This is a genomic window from Paenibacillus sp. J22P169 (genome assembly GCF_059691995.1).
In genome coordinates, this window is sequence record NZ_JCAUAO010000001.1 from 536330 (window position 1) to 551218 (window position 14889).

General features: G+C 39.6%; 19 protein-coding genes and 1 pseudogene. 4 read left to right on the top strand and 16 right to left on the bottom strand.

All coding sequences use genetic code 11. From position 1 onward, the window contains the following. Positions 1-146 precede the first annotated feature (146 nt). The 4 genes from AC58QG_RS02645 to AC58QG_RS02660 all read right to left on the bottom strand — a co-directional run bounded on the left by AC58QG_RS02645 (position 147) and on the right by AC58QG_RS02660 (position 3698). A complete protein-coding gene (locus tag AC58QG_RS02645) occupies positions 147-449 on the bottom strand; it encodes a hypothetical protein (protein ID WP_497360495.1) in 303 nt (100 codons plus the stop codon). 122 nt (positions 450-571) lie between these two features. After that, positions 572-1306 carry an MBL fold metallo-hydrolase gene (locus tag AC58QG_RS02650; RefSeq protein ID WP_497360497.1) on the bottom strand — a complete coding sequence of 245 codons (735 nt, stop codon included), beginning with the start codon at positions 1304-1306 and terminating at the stop codon, positions 572-574. A gap of 750 nt (positions 1307-2056) precedes the next feature. Then, on the bottom strand, positions 2057-3052 hold the full coding sequence (locus AC58QG_RS02655; RefSeq protein WP_497360499.1) for a Gfo/Idh/MocA family protein: 996 nt from the start codon (positions 3050-3052) through the stop codon (positions 2057-2059). A gap of 367 nt (positions 3053-3419) precedes the next feature. Next, positions 3420-3698 (bottom strand): hypothetical protein, encoded by a 279-nt coding sequence (locus AC58QG_RS02660; RefSeq protein WP_497360501.1) that lies wholly within the window; start codon positions 3696-3698, stop codon positions 3420-3422. A gap of 393 nt (positions 3699-4091) precedes the next feature. Between AC58QG_RS02660 and AC58QG_RS02665 the strand changes: the two genes are divergently transcribed. The 3 genes from AC58QG_RS02665 (at position 4092) to AC58QG_RS02675 (ending at position 6446) form a co-directional block, all read left to right on the top strand. Continuing rightward, positions 4092-4523 carry a hypothetical protein gene (locus AC58QG_RS02665; protein ID WP_497360503.1) on the top strand — a complete coding sequence of 144 codons (432 nt, stop codon included), beginning with the start codon at positions 4092-4094 and terminating at the stop codon, positions 4521-4523. A 155-nt stretch (positions 4524-4678) separates the two neighbouring features. Continuing rightward, complete coding sequence (locus tag AC58QG_RS02670) at positions 4679-5368, top strand: response regulator transcription factor (RefSeq protein WP_497360505.1); 690 nt, start codon at positions 4679-4681, stop codon at positions 5366-5368. Further along, positions 5358-6446: a sensor histidine kinase gene (locus AC58QG_RS02675; protein WP_497360507.1), complete on the top strand. Its 1089-nt coding sequence runs from the start codon at positions 5358-5360 to the stop codon at positions 6444-6446. The genes AC58QG_RS02670 and AC58QG_RS02675 overlap by 11 nt, the downstream gene beginning before the upstream one ends. A 128-nt stretch (positions 6447-6574) precedes the next feature. On the opposite strand, the gene AC58QG_RS02680 is transcribed toward AC58QG_RS02675, so the two are convergent. Further along, positions 6575-6895, bottom strand: coding sequence for a hypothetical protein (locus AC58QG_RS02680; protein ID WP_497360509.1), 321 nt, complete (start codon positions 6893-6895; stop codon positions 6575-6577). 156 nt (positions 6896-7051) lie between these two features. Here AC58QG_RS02680 and AC58QG_RS02685 point away from each other — a divergent pair. Further along, a pseudogene (locus AC58QG_RS02685) lies at positions 7052-7249 on the top strand (SPFH domain-containing protein); the annotation flags it as partial. A gap of 133 nt (positions 7250-7382) precedes the next feature. On the opposite strand, the gene AC58QG_RS02690 reads toward AC58QG_RS02685, so the two are convergent. From AC58QG_RS02690 to AC58QG_RS02740, 11 genes are all read right to left on the bottom strand, one after another. Next, positions 7383-8129, bottom strand: coding sequence for an SGNH/GDSL hydrolase family protein (locus AC58QG_RS02690; protein WP_497360511.1), 747 nt, complete (start codon positions 8127-8129; stop codon positions 7383-7385). 208 nt (positions 8130-8337) lie between these two features. After that, positions 8338-8547: a hypothetical protein gene (locus tag AC58QG_RS02695; protein WP_497360513.1), complete on the bottom strand. Its 210-nt coding sequence runs from the start codon at positions 8545-8547 to the stop codon at positions 8338-8340. 187 nt (positions 8548-8734) lie between these two features. Further along, a complete protein-coding gene (locus tag AC58QG_RS02700; protein ID WP_497360515.1) occupies positions 8735-8884 on the bottom strand; it encodes a hypothetical protein in 150 nt (49 codons plus the stop codon). A 154-nt stretch (positions 8885-9038) separates the two neighbouring features. Next, positions 9039-9668 carry a hypothetical protein gene (locus AC58QG_RS02705; protein ID WP_497360517.1) on the bottom strand — a complete coding sequence of 210 codons (630 nt, stop codon included), beginning with the start codon at positions 9666-9668 and terminating at the stop codon, positions 9039-9041. Between the two features lie 438 nt (positions 9669-10106). Further along, positions 10107-10292 carry a hypothetical protein gene (locus tag AC58QG_RS02710; RefSeq protein WP_497360519.1) on the bottom strand — a complete coding sequence of 62 codons (186 nt, stop codon included), beginning with the start codon at positions 10290-10292 and terminating at the stop codon, positions 10107-10109. A gap of 356 nt (positions 10293-10648) precedes the next feature. Beyond that, the gene (locus AC58QG_RS02715) at positions 10649-10906 is read right to left on the bottom strand and encodes an alpha/beta hydrolase-fold protein (protein WP_497360521.1); all 258 of its coding nucleotides are present in this window, start codon (positions 10904-10906) and stop codon (positions 10649-10651) included. A gap of 162 nt (positions 10907-11068) precedes the next feature. Beyond that, a complete protein-coding gene (locus tag AC58QG_RS02720; RefSeq protein ID WP_497360523.1) occupies positions 11069-11584 on the bottom strand; it encodes a DinB family protein in 516 nt (171 codons plus the stop codon). Between the two features lie 241 nt (positions 11585-11825). Next, positions 11826-12314, bottom strand: coding sequence for a DinB family protein (locus AC58QG_RS02725; RefSeq protein ID WP_497360525.1), 489 nt, complete (start codon positions 12312-12314; stop codon positions 11826-11828). A 245-nt stretch (positions 12315-12559) separates the two neighbouring features. Continuing rightward, positions 12560-12988, bottom strand: coding sequence for a hypothetical protein (locus AC58QG_RS02730; RefSeq protein ID WP_497360527.1), 429 nt, complete (start codon positions 12986-12988; stop codon positions 12560-12562). 180 nt (positions 12989-13168) lie between these two features. Then, a complete protein-coding gene (locus AC58QG_RS02735; RefSeq protein ID WP_497360529.1) occupies positions 13169-13666 on the bottom strand; it encodes an NUDIX domain-containing protein in 498 nt (165 codons plus the stop codon). A 229-nt stretch (positions 13667-13895) separates the two neighbouring features. Then, complete coding sequence (locus AC58QG_RS02740) at positions 13896-14777, bottom strand: GNAT family N-acetyltransferase (protein WP_497360531.1); 882 nt, start codon at positions 14775-14777, stop codon at positions 13896-13898. Positions 14778-14889: the final 112 nt, after the last annotated feature.

Here is a 14889-nt window from a genome sequence, read left to right on the forward strand (position 1 = left end):
GCCCGTTACTTGAGAAAAGGCAACCACTATCCTTAGGGATGGCAGCCTTTTCATGTTGTAATTGAATTATCGTTCTCCGTTACTTTAACAAGCACTATAAAATATGACCAACCGTGTCTTTCTTGACATAATTAGGCTTATATTTCTCACAAAAGCTTGAATCTGAGCAGATGATCGGTCAAATGTTCCCTCTTTAAGATTTCAATCTGCTTGTTCCCTATTAGGTCGTAATGTGGATATTCATCACGAAGATGTACGTAAACTGGATTTAAACCATTCGCCAAGCACCATTCCTTCAATCGTTCCAGATCACAGCAGCCCACCTTAGTGATCGTCTTCACTCCTGGAAAGCGAGGTTCTACCCAATAATGCGTTAAAAAGGCAATTTTCCCCTGTGAGCATTTGCTTTTCCATTCATTCAGTTCATGTCTGGATATTCCGAAAGCCATGTCATCAATCTCCTATTCGGTGCAAACGTCTTGGAGCATATATGCCCCAATAATTTCATCGGATGGTTTGCAACCTGAATAACACTAAATTCGCTACCCAGACTCCTTTTAAGAGAGTTCTGTTATATTACCACTTGCAAACCGAAATCTGCTAAAAGTATCTCACCATTAAACATAACAGCGGCTTCTTCCTTCAATAACTGAATATCACCAAAATGAGGCAAATGTGATAACAGCAACTTCTTTACATTTGCCTTCGAAGCTAACTTCCCTGCTTCATATGAATTCATATGGCCATACTGAGCTGCATTAAAGTCTGCATAAAAAGAAGATTCAGTAATAAGTAGATCCGCGTCTTTAAGATAAGGTACAAGCGTCTCATCGTAACGAGTATCAGCAGTATATGCTAATACTTTTCCTTCAAATTCAATCCTTACTCCTAAACAATAACCATCATGATTGGTTCGGAAGAAAGTTAACTTTAATCCATCCTCAAATGTTACAGTAGCACTTTCATTAACTCTCATTTCATGAGTGCCTTTCATAACAGGAACTGACCATTCTTCTTCAATCTCCTCCGAAGTTAGGAGTCTCAGCGGCGTATCTCGACGTTGTAGATCCATATCAATTAAACATGCATACTGAAGGCAACCTAAGTCTGCCATATGATCATAATGTCGGTGAGATAGAAATACAGATGTTAAATCTCTTAAGTCAATAAATTTCTGTAAAGCTGCCAATACTCCGCTTCCACAATCGAGTAAAATTTTGTGATTTCCTATTTCTAACAGATAGCCTGAAGTCGCTTCACCAGCTCTTGGAAATGCACCCCATCTTCCAATGACCCTTAATCTCATTTGGTTACTTCCTCTCACTTTTCTATGTCTTTGTGCGGCTGATACCGAAAATCTTAGAAGAACCCCTTCAATAACCCCTGAAGTCCTTCTATTAATTGAACTCTCTTCTCCGTTAGTTTAATCCCATTACGCTACGTTCATCTTACTAGACAATTAGGTTTATTTTAAGTTTTCGATTGCAACTTTAATTTTTCCATCAATTTCGTTGCTTTGATCCTTCCCATAGACATAAAGTATTAACACATTATGTATTTCGAATGCTCTATGTTTTACAAAATCAACAGGTTTATCGTAAAAATCTTTGTAGGCCTTTATCCGTTCTTTCTCTGACTTGAAAATATAAAAATGAATTACGCCTTCGGACAATTGGTAAAGCTTGGGATTACCCCGTTTATTCCTTGTTGGAATATGTTCTCTGCGTTTTCATCTGCTTCATTGAGTTGTAAACCCTCATTTTCAAAAACTTCTAGTAGTTGCTCAAGGGTCAATGCCTTGTTTGAACTAGTACACCCTACGATTATTATCAGCTGGCTAATTGCTGTGCTCAATTCAAAATGCAATACAATCCCTCATTTCATATTTAACAATAATTAATTTTACCATAAATAGGAAAAAAGAGGAGCTGCCACGAAGCAAGCCCCTCAACTATCGTTACCCGTTAGTTCAATGATTTACTCTACGCACCTTAATTAATAAATGAAACAAACAAAACGCCGCCCTGCATGGGCTATTATAGTTTCTAACGTTTCTTTAATCCAATACAACTCTTTCCTTATCCCTTGCCGATTTCAAGATGGCATCGATTACGCGCATATTCTCGACGGCATCCTGCGGTTCGAAAAGTAAAGGCTGTTGTCCTACAACGCTGCGGGCAAATTGGTCGGCTTGAAACGTATATTGATTCAAGTAATCGGACCGAATTTCCCGGCGGTTCCCATTCACGATAACGATATAATCGGCGTGCGCAGGATCAGGACCAAAAGCGCCCGGAATTTCAATCCGGCCATTGGTGCCCAATATTTCGAAAGTACTTCTATAGTCGGCCCACATTCCGCAATCGAACGTCAAGGCTACCTCATCGGTAAATTCGATTAGACCGGAGCACATCATATCGACGCCATCGTGCTCGGCAGAGAAGAAAGCATGCGCGGTAACGGCGACAGGTTCGCTATCCATAATCATGCGAGCGAAGCTAATCGGATAACAACCGACATCGTAAATCGAGCCTCCACCATAGTCTGCCCGGTATCTCACGTTGTTTTTGTCTTGTGCGTTATTATACGTTAAAGCACCGTGCATGCCACGGAGTTGACCGATTTCTCCGGAACGAATGACATCTTTGATCTGCTCCATCCGTGAATGATGACGGTACGCAAAAGCTTCAGCCAGCATGACGTTCGCTTCGGCGCAGGCATCGACCATCTCCTGCGCTTCAGTCGCATTCAGAGCCAACGGCTTCTCGCAAAGCACGTGCTTGCCTGCCTTGGCGGCGTGGATCGTCCATTCTTTGTGCAAATGATTCGGAAGTGGGATATATACCGCATCGATCCGGTCATCTTGGAGGAGCTCTTCATAGCTGCCATAAGCCGTCTCGATATTGAACTTCTCCGCTGCCGCGGTCGCCTTCTGCAAATCTCTGCTTGCAATGGCAATTACGCTCCCCGTCGATGAAGCTTGAATGGCGGGTACTGAGAACTGGTTAAAGAAGGCGGCGCCGATGATGCCCCAACGCAGTTTCTGCTCCAAATGAACTCCTCCATTATTTAGTGTCGTTTTCATTAATTAATTCGGTATTATTCAGATCTATTCTTAGCTTAATAAATTGTAAAAGTACAGGATAGAACAAAAAATCCACCAAGGTCCAGGGCAGGTTTCTTTTCCGCGCCAATTCTTGTAATAAAGCAATCTATGTAAAGATGGCTTCGGCTTCGGAATAAACAAGCATGCAAATAAGCGAACTCAAACGCTACGTGTGAGTTCGCATTTTTTAACGTTGCACTGTTTTATGTATGCATTGCCATCCATCGAGCCCAATGGGAGTATGTTCTGGAGGTGCTCCAAGAAATACTTGGACTTCCATCTCTTGTGTGGATATAGCTTTGGGCAGCGTCCGTTAAGTCTTTATAATTCTGTGCACGGGAATGACTTGAACAGTAGGGAAATGGGTAAGGTTCATTGTACTGAAGATAGGTCCTAATGTGTTTTGAAAGAAATCTTGCTGAGCTTCAGCGGATTCCCAAACTTCAATCACTTGCCATCCTCCATCGTTAGGTCCGGCAAAATGAACGGAACAACCTACAGGAATACCGTTTTGTAGCGCAAGTTGTTGTAAAACGTACTCATATTGTTCTTGGGTAAATCCAGGGTTATCAACGATGACAGCAATTGCCATGTATAATTCCACCTTTGCACCATTTTAGGACATGTGTCCTACTTCAATCATATCGTTTTGGTTTAAAATTATACCAACAATTAAACAGCCATTGAGTAAAGCTAACGGAGGCTACACACCTGTGATTACACTATTGTTTTCCGTTAGCTTAATCAACTCTTGTTCAAGTGTTGACCGTAGCACTGGATAAAATGGACGAAGTTATAAACCTCCGCGAATTCAATAAGTTAATTGTATGCCCAAACTTGTGAGGCGGTCATTACAAGTGTCACGTTGGAATGGAGATTAGATCTCTTCATAAATCTTAAGGTTTTCTTACAAGATTCTTTACGAATAACCTTTATCATAAAGGATGTCGTCGATGACAACCACCCAATAAAAGGAGAGTTAACTATGAAAAAACTAATTCTATCAGCATCTCTTGCAACATTAATTCTAACTACTGCAGCCACAGCCTTTGCCGCAACGAATCCCGATGAATCAACTGCTCCTCTCGCACCATCTGTTCAAGCCCAAACGAATGATTCGAATGTCATTGGATATATCTATAAGGTAGAGAACGATGGGACCTATAAGAAAACGCCACTGACACTAGGAGAATTCAAAAGTACTAGATTAGAGCAAACGCTCGGCATTTACAGCAAATCGATCATCTTAGGTCAAATGTCTCAACAACAATATGATGAAATTAGTGCCCGATTAAAAACGGAATTCGCGAACTGGGACGGGAAAACAAGTACAATTTCCTATGTTGGCATGGATGGCAAAACCTATACAGTGCCGCCATTTAAACAGTGGAATCCAGGAGATCCAGGGGTCGGATAAACTATACGTAGACAACAATAACAAGGACGCAGTGAAACGAACTGCGTTCTTTTTTATTTAAACCTTAAGAAAAACTTATGAATTAGTTAAAAGAAAATTTAACTTATGGTGTTACCCTAACGTTAACAAATAGGTAAGATCGGAGAATTAGATGAATGAAAACGATTTTGGTTGTAGATGACGACAAGGAAATTGCCAATTTGGTTTCGATTTACATGCAGAATGAAGGGTTTAAAATCTTGCAGGCGTATAACGGTGAACATGCGTTAATAGCACTGGAGGAGAATGCGGTCAGTTTGATCATCCTCGATGTCATGATGCCGGGCATAGACGGAATGGAAGTGTGCCGAAAAGTGAGGGAGAACAGAACGATTCCCATTCTCATGTTAAGCGCGAAAACACAGGATATGGACAAGGTGCTAGGATTAATGAGCGGTGCCGACGATTATTTGATAAAACCTTTTAACCCATTAGAACTAGCTGCAAGAGTGAAATCGCTTCTTCGTCGTTCGTTTCAATATAACACCGTACCTAATACGGATGCTGAACATGTCTTGAAAATACATGCCATTGAGATTAACAAGGCAAACCACAAAGTGACCGCGGATGGCAAGGATGTTCCCTTAACAAATCGGGAGTTTGAGATACTTCATCTCTTGGCTGTTCATCCGGGGAGAGTTTTCGGCGCGGAAGAGATCTTTCAGCTCATTTGGCAGGAGAATTATTATTTCTCCAATAACACCGTTATGGTGCACATTAGCAATCTTCGTGACAAATTGGAAAAAGAGCTAGGTTATAAGTTGATACAAACCGTATGGGGAGTAGGATACAAAATTGAAAAATAACCTTTACAAACGAATCGTTACTAAACTGATCATTATGCTTACAATCAGTGCGGTGAGTACGCTGATCTTTATTTTTTGCATCTATATGACATTAAGAATCTTTTTGTACTACGGTGTTAGAACCGTTTGGCTATATTTCAATATTATTGATGAAAAAATCGGTATTCAAAGCTGTTATTTCCTTTTAGGATTTCTATTTTTTATAGGTATTACCCTGGTTTTGAGCTTTAAACCTATTCATTGCTTTATGCGAATCATAGAGAGTGTTAGGGAAATTGAAGCAGGTCATTTCGATCACCGGATTGCGATAAAATCAGATGATGCTTTAAGTCAATTGGCTATGGGGATTAACCGGATTGTTGATAGGCTGCAACGTTCACAGCAAGATGAGCTAAAAGCGGAACAAACAAAAAATGAGTTGATTACGAATGTGTCTCACGATTTACGCACACCTCTTACTTCCATACTTGGATATTTGCGATTAATTAGCGAGGATCGTTACAAAGATGAGGTCGAACTAAGGTATTACACCGACATCGCTTACACGAAGTCACGCAGACTAGAACGAATGGTTAATGATTTGTTTGACTACACGCAAATGAGTTATGGGCAGAGCAGATTAAATCGTTCCAAAATTAATATCACCGATCTCATCAGTCAGTTAGCGGCAGATTTCTCTTTCCAGCTGCGCGAAGCGAATATGGAAATTCGAATGTCGTATCAGAAGGAGTTAGCCATGATCCTTGCTGACGGAGATAAGCTGATGCGCGCTTTGGAAAACCTCATATCGAATGCGATTCGGTATAGTAAGTATGGGAAGTTTATTGATGTCAGTGTTAAACAGAGTACGGAACATGTTATTTTACACATCATGAATGATGGAATGCCAATTCCTTCTGCTGATTTACCTCATATTTTCGAGCGCTTCTACAGGGCAGAAAAGTCTCGTTCGGAGCAAAACGGAGGATCTGGACTTGGTCTAGCGATTGTAAAAAGCATCCTAGATGCACATGAGGGAACAATCACTGTTTCTAGCAGCGAACAACACACAGTGTTTGAAATTAAGCTGCCTTTGTAATTCTAAGTTAAATTAAATGTGTGGGTCGATCTACTTGAAAACCAGGTATACCGAAAACACAAATAAAAAGATCACCAGGATTTACATGTTGTGAATTCATTTTGATACCAGCTATCTTAACGTTCACATCACCACGTACTTCTGGCCGATAGATTAATAACACCGAGGATTTTGCCAATCTCTTGCCAATCCCTCACTCTTGTAATCCTTTCGTGCTGAAACTCTTGATTATATGGCTTATCAATCAACAGTACATTAACTCCCCCTTCAGCTATCGCTAATGCATGAGCTGGATGGTCTTCAATAAAAAGCGACACCCCATTTAATATTGCACATTCTATCTTCCCATTCGGGAATTGTGATGCACATAACGATGATTCAATCATAATATCATTTTCTGTAATCCACTTATTAACGCATTCCATCCATTCAACTGGTCTTCCAGTCATAATTGTAAATTTCACTTCATTGGCGAACCTAGAAAGTGTTTCTTGTAGGAATGGATATGGTTCAATGAGATGTAATTCATCTTGATTACTGACAAAAAATTCTTGAAAATCTTTAAAACTTTGCCCATATAGTTCTGATATTTCATAAATAAGACGGTCGCAGCAGCAGAGAAAACGCGAATAGAATTGCTTAGAGAGGCGGGTCTTGACGAAAAAATACTCGCTTACAAGTCCTTCGAGGCTCTTGCAGAAATTGCGAAAGGTTCTGCGAACAAGGTCTTCATTCCTTCCAAAGTTGTGGAAACACTTGGAACTGTTGGAGCAATTGGTGAAATGTTTAAATCTAAGGAATAAGTACTTATTAAATAATATCCCTGAAATGAAATAAGCTAAGTCAAAGTAGCAGAGCTACCTGACTTAGCTTATTGAACTATTGTTTCCCGTTAGTTTAATTCATTCTTCTTTACAGTAATTCGTAAGTTATAATTTAATTTTTCATAGTTTCAATTATTTTTTTTGATATTATTTCATGACCTAACTCGTTTGGATGCACATCTCCAATCACTGGTAGAAAGTCTCCGTAGTTATCTCTAAAAATCTCATCTGTTGTTACAAATCCCGCCTCTTTCTTTAAAGCTATTTCTTCAAAATTCGTATTAAGTTCTGTATAATCATGATTATATTTTTCACTAACATCGTTTATTTTCAGTGGAAGTAAGTTGTAATACCCGACAATGTAAATTTTAACGGATGGATTTATCCTTTTTATTTCATCAATTATATCAGCAAGATTTCCACTAATTGTTTTTATTACGTTTTGTGTATCTATCACTTTTCGATTATAGCTTTGAAAAAGGTCATTAGCTCCTATTCCGATTGTGACTAAGTTTGCTTTCTGTAATCTATTTCTTATTGGTTCATTCTCTTTGCTGGTATTATTTCTTATATCATTTAGTAAATCTAACGTTGTACTCCCTGGAACTGCATATTTTTTGGTGTATTCTATTTTCCCTTTTTGTCCAAGATACTCTGAAACGAAATCAGGATAGCTTTTTTCATATCTAGTTGATGATGTACCTGAGTATGGCGAAATTCCTGCTGGAATTGAATCCCCCAGAGCAAGATAACTAATCTTATTAACCTGTTTATTGTTGAAAACAAATGCAATTGCTACGACTATAGAAAAAGAAATAAATAAAAGTACATTGATTCTGATTCTCTTTATATTCTTCAACTCCGTTCACGTCCCTTTATATTTCCTATCGTTCTTCTAAGCAATAATAACATAAAATGGTTATCTACTCGGACAATCAATCCTGTAATCTGCCCTATACTTTAATCAAAACAGGGAGCAGCTGCCGCGGCAATCTGCTCCCTGTTTATTGTACTATCATTCTTGCCTTAGCTTAACGTTCTATCGTTACTCAGTATGTAGCTTGAATTTAAGGTGTTACAAACATCTTCTTCTCTTCTGACCATACTTTCCAAAGTACCCCGTCATTACGAACCATCTCTTTCTTTTTCCACTCCTTGATGATGTAGCCCCAAAGTCCATTACGGTGAACTTCATCATCTGTTGGCTCAAATGAACTAAAACTTATTTCTCTTTTCATCGCCTTCTTATTTATATCTTCATATTTTTCGAACTCCACGAAGCATTCAGAACATTTAAATATAAGTTGAGTATGATTTTTCACATGTTTTTTTTATCTCAATCCAGCCTTGATCACAAACGTTGCACCAATCAACCTTGAAATTATATTTTTCCTGCATAATTAACCCCTACTGTTAGAGTATCGTTCAGTAGTTTTCTGCGTAGCCACCACGTTAAACTGCCCGTTAGCTTAATGAAGGCTGCCGAATCATTTGTTCGGCAGCCTTCAAGTTGTTTATTGAGCTATCGTTCCCCGTTAGCTGAATAAAGGATAAGGAATTAAAGAATATCTTGTCAAAATCGGGAATGGTATAAAGTTCTTGTAAATTGGCCATGACAACAACTTTATCCGATTAAACAAAAAAAACTGCGATGTAACTCCCTGTATGTGGGATCAGCTAACTTACGGAACTAGCATAGGTTAAATCGGAAAGGATCAGAGTTCCTGTCCTGCGACCAGTAAACACTTTATCGCTTCAAAATCAGCGTTTATGTTAAGAAAGTTATCTCTCTTGTACATTGATTATAGGCGACTTTATACGTCTTCCCAGCATTAAGTCCCAGCCTACGAATGTTAAGTGGATTTAGGCGGAAATCGTTATTAAAAATGTCCGCTATACGAACATAACGAAGCCGTAACCGCGTTGCACCGTGTTTCAAAGTTAGAAGAGCTCCCCCATCTAAGTAGTTACCCATCGAAATCGCCAGTCCGTCTCCAATAGCTACGTTTCCTAACCTTATATTCGAACTGGAGGCTACCAATACGTTACGGACCGTCACTGGTTTTCGACGCAAGGTTAATGTTTTGTTCGCAGGATTGTATGTCCCTACGAAGCGTGTATTAGGTTTGAATTGAAATGTTTCTGCTAAAACCTTACTTACAAACATAAAGTTAGCAACACATTCACCTGAACCTTCTTGTTTAACCGTCACCTTGCGAGCTATCGTTCCGCGACGCAACGTAATAACGGCACCGTCAGGAATTATACTCAAATTATTTTCAATGGCACCGCCACATTCTGTATCAAGAAGTACTTGCGATTTGAAATCGGTTGCTCCGACGAAAACATCTATTTCTCCGGAAACTGTCTTTTGGACTTGTTTGATTTTTGTCGCCATAGAATTACCCTCCTTGGACATTTCAAATTTCATTACCAAGGATAAGGTATGCATTCTTACAAGGTGAAGCGTGGGATTTAGTTATGGTTTAATCAAATTCGGGTAATTTTTTTCATACTCTCTTTAGGTATCGTTATAAATGACCACTATCAATTTTTTCTATTTTCACTGCAAACACCCTTGACAAAATTATGCCGTATTTATCATAAAGGGTTGCACTAATCTGCCCTTTAGTTCAATAACAAAAAGAGACCCACAGCAACGGGCTGCGGGTCTAAGTTTATATTTTAAAGGGGGTCGGTTTTTATTATAAACTTTAATGATTAATACCAAATGAAAATAAGATTTCAATCGTGTGACATGTACTCAACTCTCGTTCACCCTTAGTAACGATATCTCGAACACCCTTGGCGAAATGCCGATCGCGCGGTGCAAATCCTATTTCGAACTTCTTCGGTTTCTGGAAAAGACCACGAGCGCGGCGATTACCATCGCACCGAATCCCATGGTTTTGGCTGACTCGGATTCCATTCCCAGCAACATGCAAAGATTGGTAACCAAGCTTTTCGTTAGGAGTGCAACCACAATCAGAATGATAGGACGAATAATATTGTACTTTTTCATATGTGCCACCCTTTCTTATGTGTCTGCTAATTTAATTCTTTGCTTCCATTATTTAGCTTGTACATTTCCATTTGACCATTTATCAAAAAAACCTGCCCATTTCTATTATAAACAAAAGAGGAGTTGCCGCGAAGCAAGCCCCTCAACTATCAGTTTCCCGTTAGTTGAATCAACTGGTGGTTATATAATCTGTTTGCACGATTAGATATTGTTGAGAAATTAGCATCGATATATTCAATTAAGTCTTTTGTTAAAAAGTCTTCATAACGTCCTTCATAGCGTTTGTTTGAGCCATCCTCATTCTGACTCCAAATTCTACTTTCTAATGCAGAATTTATACCGTAGCTCCCCTCGTATTAAGGTGCTACAACAATAAGTGGACCGATTTTCTTTCCTCCAATAAGCTTATCAAGTACACTTTCCATCCCGTGAAGAATTAGCATGCTACTTTGATTTCCTGAAAAACCATGCAGCAGATAGAGAACAGGATATACCTCTTCTTCATTATAGAATTGAGGTAAGTAGATTAGAGCTTCCATGTCTTTCTGTAATGAACTACTGTAGAATCGAACCTTTAAATTTTGCGACCTCGTTTTAATAAAATTTTCAAACATAATATGCAGCTCCCCTTTGATAATTTGAACCCCTAATCTGCCCATTTTTAATGTAATTAAGGCAGCCGATCCATTGTAATCGACTGCCTTATCATTCGGTGATAAACTATCGTTATCCCGTTAGTTTAATCATAAGTGAGCAAAAAGCTTTAGAAAATCGGGCTATCTAATGCCTGCTTCCGCCAACTTCTCGTCCAGCTTCACCTTCTGGCGCAAATGGTGCCTGCTGTGCATACCAACCATCTCAAACCAATCACGCGCGTTTAGCCAGCCAAACCAGCCATGGCGCACCTTGCAAGCCGGATTCGCCTCATCTACGCAACCCGACCAGTATGCTAACTTCTCTAGCACCTGCTCCAGGCCAGCTATGATTTCATCCTTACTCTCTGGGTTGCATGTCGCGTTGGGCGGTTCCTCAAGTTTCACTCGGATATTTGGCCACTCTTTTTCGGCAAGCGCCTTGGATCCGACTTCCGCCTTGCCTTCAGGCTCTTCGTGTGTTGCCTTGGTGCATGTTTCAATATGCCCGATGTACTCTTTCGCCACTTCGATAACGTGGATATACATTTGCCCGACCGACCATACGTTTTCTTTGCATTTAAATCGCAACTGCTCTATCGAATATCTGTCCAGATTACGCATGTATTGTTCGATTATAGCCGAAGAATCGTCCAACATCCAGATCCTCTCCCTGCTAATCCTAATTCATTACGCTATTGCGCAATCTCCCACACATGCCCGTCCGGATCGGCAAAACAAGCCGTCCGCCGCCGCCAGGGCCGCGTTATTGGTCTATTCCCTATATAGGATTGTAGTTGTTACTCCGTTTGTGATAACATTTCTCATTAGCGTAAAAAATACGACCAGATCGATCTCGCCACGTCCTTATGCAGTTTTAGAGATGAACTATCGTTCCTCGTTAGCGTAACAACTGGGGTTTGATGAGATCTTTGCCAATAACATTAGCTGACACAGGCTTTTTGCCAACTTCTCTCGCCCAGACCGATAGTTGGCCAATATGGTGGATTTCATGTGCGATTATGTGACGCATTACTTCACCCCACGCATCGACGGCCATTTTCCCGTCCGGTTGGGGATCGTAAAATGGGCGAGTCTCCATACCTACGTCCCAGGAATGTACAAACGGTTGCACTTCAGGCCGGAACGCTGCATCCAGGTTCCGGACTTTCTCCAAACTACTGTAACTTTCAAAACTTTCTTGAAAATCTGATTTTCCCTGCAGGGAACGAATCCAACTCCACTCCACATCGATTATGTGAAAAAGAGTATGCAAAATCCCCCCGACTCCACCTGTACGAGTACGAAGCAGTTCCTCCTCCGGTACGTCCTCACACCACCGGTACCATTCTTCCCTGACCAACCAATTGTAACGGAACATAATTTGCATGATATTCCTCCGCTTCTCTCACGATTTAATTTAAGCTTACTATTCTGTCGAACAAAGAACCTAAGTTGAATCGTCCTTCTCGTTATCTATATATTACCACTTATTGGAACTATTTTCCCGTTACGTTAACGAGGCTGCCTGTTCATGCCGGCAGCCTCATCTTGAGTTCTTATTGAACAACGTTCACCGTTAGCGTAATCCTATATTATTGTTATTGGGACGTTAACCGCTTAAATCCTTGTTCACTAATTATTATTCACTTTAAATACCCCATTATTGGGGGTAATTGATAACATTGTCTTGCATAACACCTTCTGACTATTTCCATCTATGACAGATAAGCTTATCGTAAAGGATTTTTTAATGTCTTCTACTTTTCCATCCTCAACTGCGCTCCATAACACAGATTCACCTTGATTTTTAACCTCTTTCTCATGAGAAGCAAAATCACTAGAAAACTCTCCTTCTTCAGCAGACCAATGGTACTCTAAGTTAGTATAAAGTTTGTTGGATTGAAAATTCGGTGTCATATTAATCCCTCTTACGATAGACATCTCGCTCATATAGAGATTTCTGTCTGTAATAATTTCAACTGTATTATTAGCAGCTTTTTCACAACCAACGAATATAAACAATATTGCTATTAGACATAAACATAAAATCAGCTTTCTCATATTTATCACCTTATCTTACTTTTTACCGCCACTGCACCAATTCCCATATATTAGGACGCTGTAAATAAGTAATCGTTGCGCTCTACTGTCCTTTAGCTTAAAGAAATGGAGCAGCTGCCGCCGGGCAAACTGCTCCTTAATGGGTTGAACTAACGTTATCCGTTAGTTCAATGACAATTACTATTCTAATATTATTTTTCCATCGAACTTTTTATAATCTTTAAATACCCTTTCGTGATGCTTTGCAAAAAGCTCAGTTGAAGCTTCCGGTAGATTATCTAGTGGGTAAAACTTAGCATCCACACTTTCATCTGTCTCTTTTTCAAGTGTCCCCTTCCATTCATCGACTCGAAATAGATACTCTATTATGTGATGCTCGTTACCCCAACGGTCTGTAAATGTTTGTGTTGTTGGAGAAGAATAAATAGCAATTAATGTCGCCTTAAGAACGACAAGCCCTGTTTCTTCTTTAACTTCACGCTTCATCGCATCAAATACTGATTCATCTAGTTCCATGGCTCCTGCAGGCATACCCCACTTTCTATCACCACTACGGTTTATAAACAATGCATGACCTTTTTCATCAAGTAAGATTGCCCGTACTGAGTTTGCGATTATCTTTTGTGTGCCAATGACTTTGCGGAGTTTGCCCATATAAGAGTCGTGCCAACCACTCATTTTTCTCACCCTTTGGATTATTCTGGATGTGATTATAATAATGTTTTAAACCTATCAATAAAACAACTAATTTTAGATGGATTCGTTCTAATATTGATATTGAAGACCAACCACTTTTGTTGAATTTGTATCAACTAACCTGCCCGTTAGCTTAGAAAGGGCCACCGATTCACCGGCAGCCATATTATGGTTGTCTATTTAGCTGTCGTTTCTCGTTAGAGCTTAGCTGCTAAGCATGAGCCAACTTTGGTATACAAAACGCTGGTAGCTTTCCCAAATTAAAAAGCGGTTTAATGAACAAGACATCTTCATGCTTACCAAAGGGTTCTATATAAGCTTTGTCAATGAGTTGATCTGGCGTAAAATGAAACCGAACTTTCCTTGTTTGTTTCGTGGTAATTCGCGAAACCAACGCTTCAATGTCTAACTGTTTGTCGCTAATAACATCGTACAAATGCAGCAACTCACCATCATGCTTGTAAACGATAATGGCATCGTCAGTTCGCGAATAGTATAGGCATTCGGGGAATACGTTCAAAGCGTAAAATTGAAATAAACCTTCGTTGTTTGTGATACCAAAATGTTTTGAAATTGGTTTACGGGAATAAAGCATTTGTTTAATTGAATTCCAATGGTCTTCCTTCGAAATATCCAGTTTATCCAGCAAATTTAGTTTATCTTTAGGTTGAGAAGATAAGTTTAAATAAAATTGATGTTCAGGTAAGGTAGTAAATCCAAATTTGGGATAAAAATCGAGCACAGTGCTGTTCGCAAATAAGTAAAACAAATCGCATGTATCTTCGTAGGCTTCCATTACATACTCCATAAGTTGTTTTGATAACCCCTTACCCCGGTGCTCGGGATGAGTCATTACAGTTCCAATTTGTAGAGCCCTCTTGCTTTCACCATTAATGATCAAGTCCATCTTGCTTACTGAAACATTAGCAATTATTTGGTTATCGGCAACGATTGAATGACAATTATAGCTATCGTCCCAGGCTCCCTTTTGATACCATGCTTCGAAGTCAATACCAAATACTAGCTTGGAAAGTCGATTGAAACTTGCTCGGTATTCATCTCGGTTTTTGAAATCATTACTATGTATCATCATCGAAAGTGTTATCCTCTCTAGGTAAGCGTACTTAATGTTATTCGAGTGATTCCGCATGGTTCCTTCTTCATTGCACAATTTTGCCATTAGTTGAGAATAAGCACCCGATAAT

Coding starts and splice junctions, on each gene's coding strand:
- AC58QG_RS02680 (WP_497360509.1), bottom strand. CDS start 6,895: ATGACTGGAAGACCAGTTGAATGGATGGAATGCGTTAATAAGTGGATT.
- AC58QG_RS02650 (WP_497360497.1), bottom strand. CDS start 1,306: ATGAGATTAAGGGTCATTGGAAGATGGGGTGCATTTCCAAGAGCTGGT.
- AC58QG_RS02645 (WP_497360495.1), bottom strand. CDS start 449: ATGGCTTTCGGAATATCCAGACATGAACTGAATGAATGGAAAAGCAAA.
- AC58QG_RS02720 (WP_497360523.1), bottom strand. CDS start 11,584: ATGTTGGACGATTCTTCGGCTATAATCGAACAATACATGCGTAATCTG.
- AC58QG_RS02725 (WP_497360525.1), bottom strand. CDS start 12,314: ATGCAAATTATGTTCCGTTACAATTGGTTGGTCAGGGAAGAATGGTAC.
- AC58QG_RS02670 (WP_497360505.1), top strand. CDS start 4,679: ATGAAAACGATTTTGGTTGTAGATGACGACAAGGAAATTGCCAATTTG.
- AC58QG_RS02700 (WP_497360515.1), bottom strand. CDS start 8,884: ATGGCCAATTTACAAGAACTTTATACCATTCCCGATTTTGACAAGATA.
- AC58QG_RS02660 (WP_497360501.1), bottom strand. CDS start 3,698: ATGGCAATTGCTGTCATCGTTGATAACCCTGGATTTACCCAAGAACAA.
- AC58QG_RS02710 (WP_497360519.1), bottom strand. CDS start 10,292: ATGAAAAAGTACAATATTATTCGTCCTATCATTCTGATTGTGGTTGCA.
- AC58QG_RS02735 (WP_497360529.1), bottom strand. CDS start 13,666: ATGAGTGGTTGGCACGACTCTTATATGGGCAAACTCCGCAAAGTCATT.
- AC58QG_RS02705 (WP_497360517.1), bottom strand. CDS start 9,668: ATGGCGACAAAAATCAAACAAGTCCAAAAGACAGTTTCCGGAGAAATA.
- AC58QG_RS02715 (WP_497360521.1), bottom strand. CDS start 10,906: ATGTTTGAAAATTTTATTAAAACGAGGTCGCAAAATTTAAAGGTTCGA.
- AC58QG_RS02730 (WP_497360527.1), bottom strand. CDS start 12,988: ATGAGAAAGCTGATTTTATGTTTATGTCTAATAGCAATATTGTTTATA.
- AC58QG_RS02740 (WP_497360531.1), bottom strand. CDS start 14,777: ATGATGATACATAGTAATGATTTCAAAAACCGAGATGAATACCGAGCA.
- AC58QG_RS02665 (WP_497360503.1), top strand. CDS start 4,092: ATGAAAAAACTAATTCTATCAGCATCTCTTGCAACATTAATTCTAACT.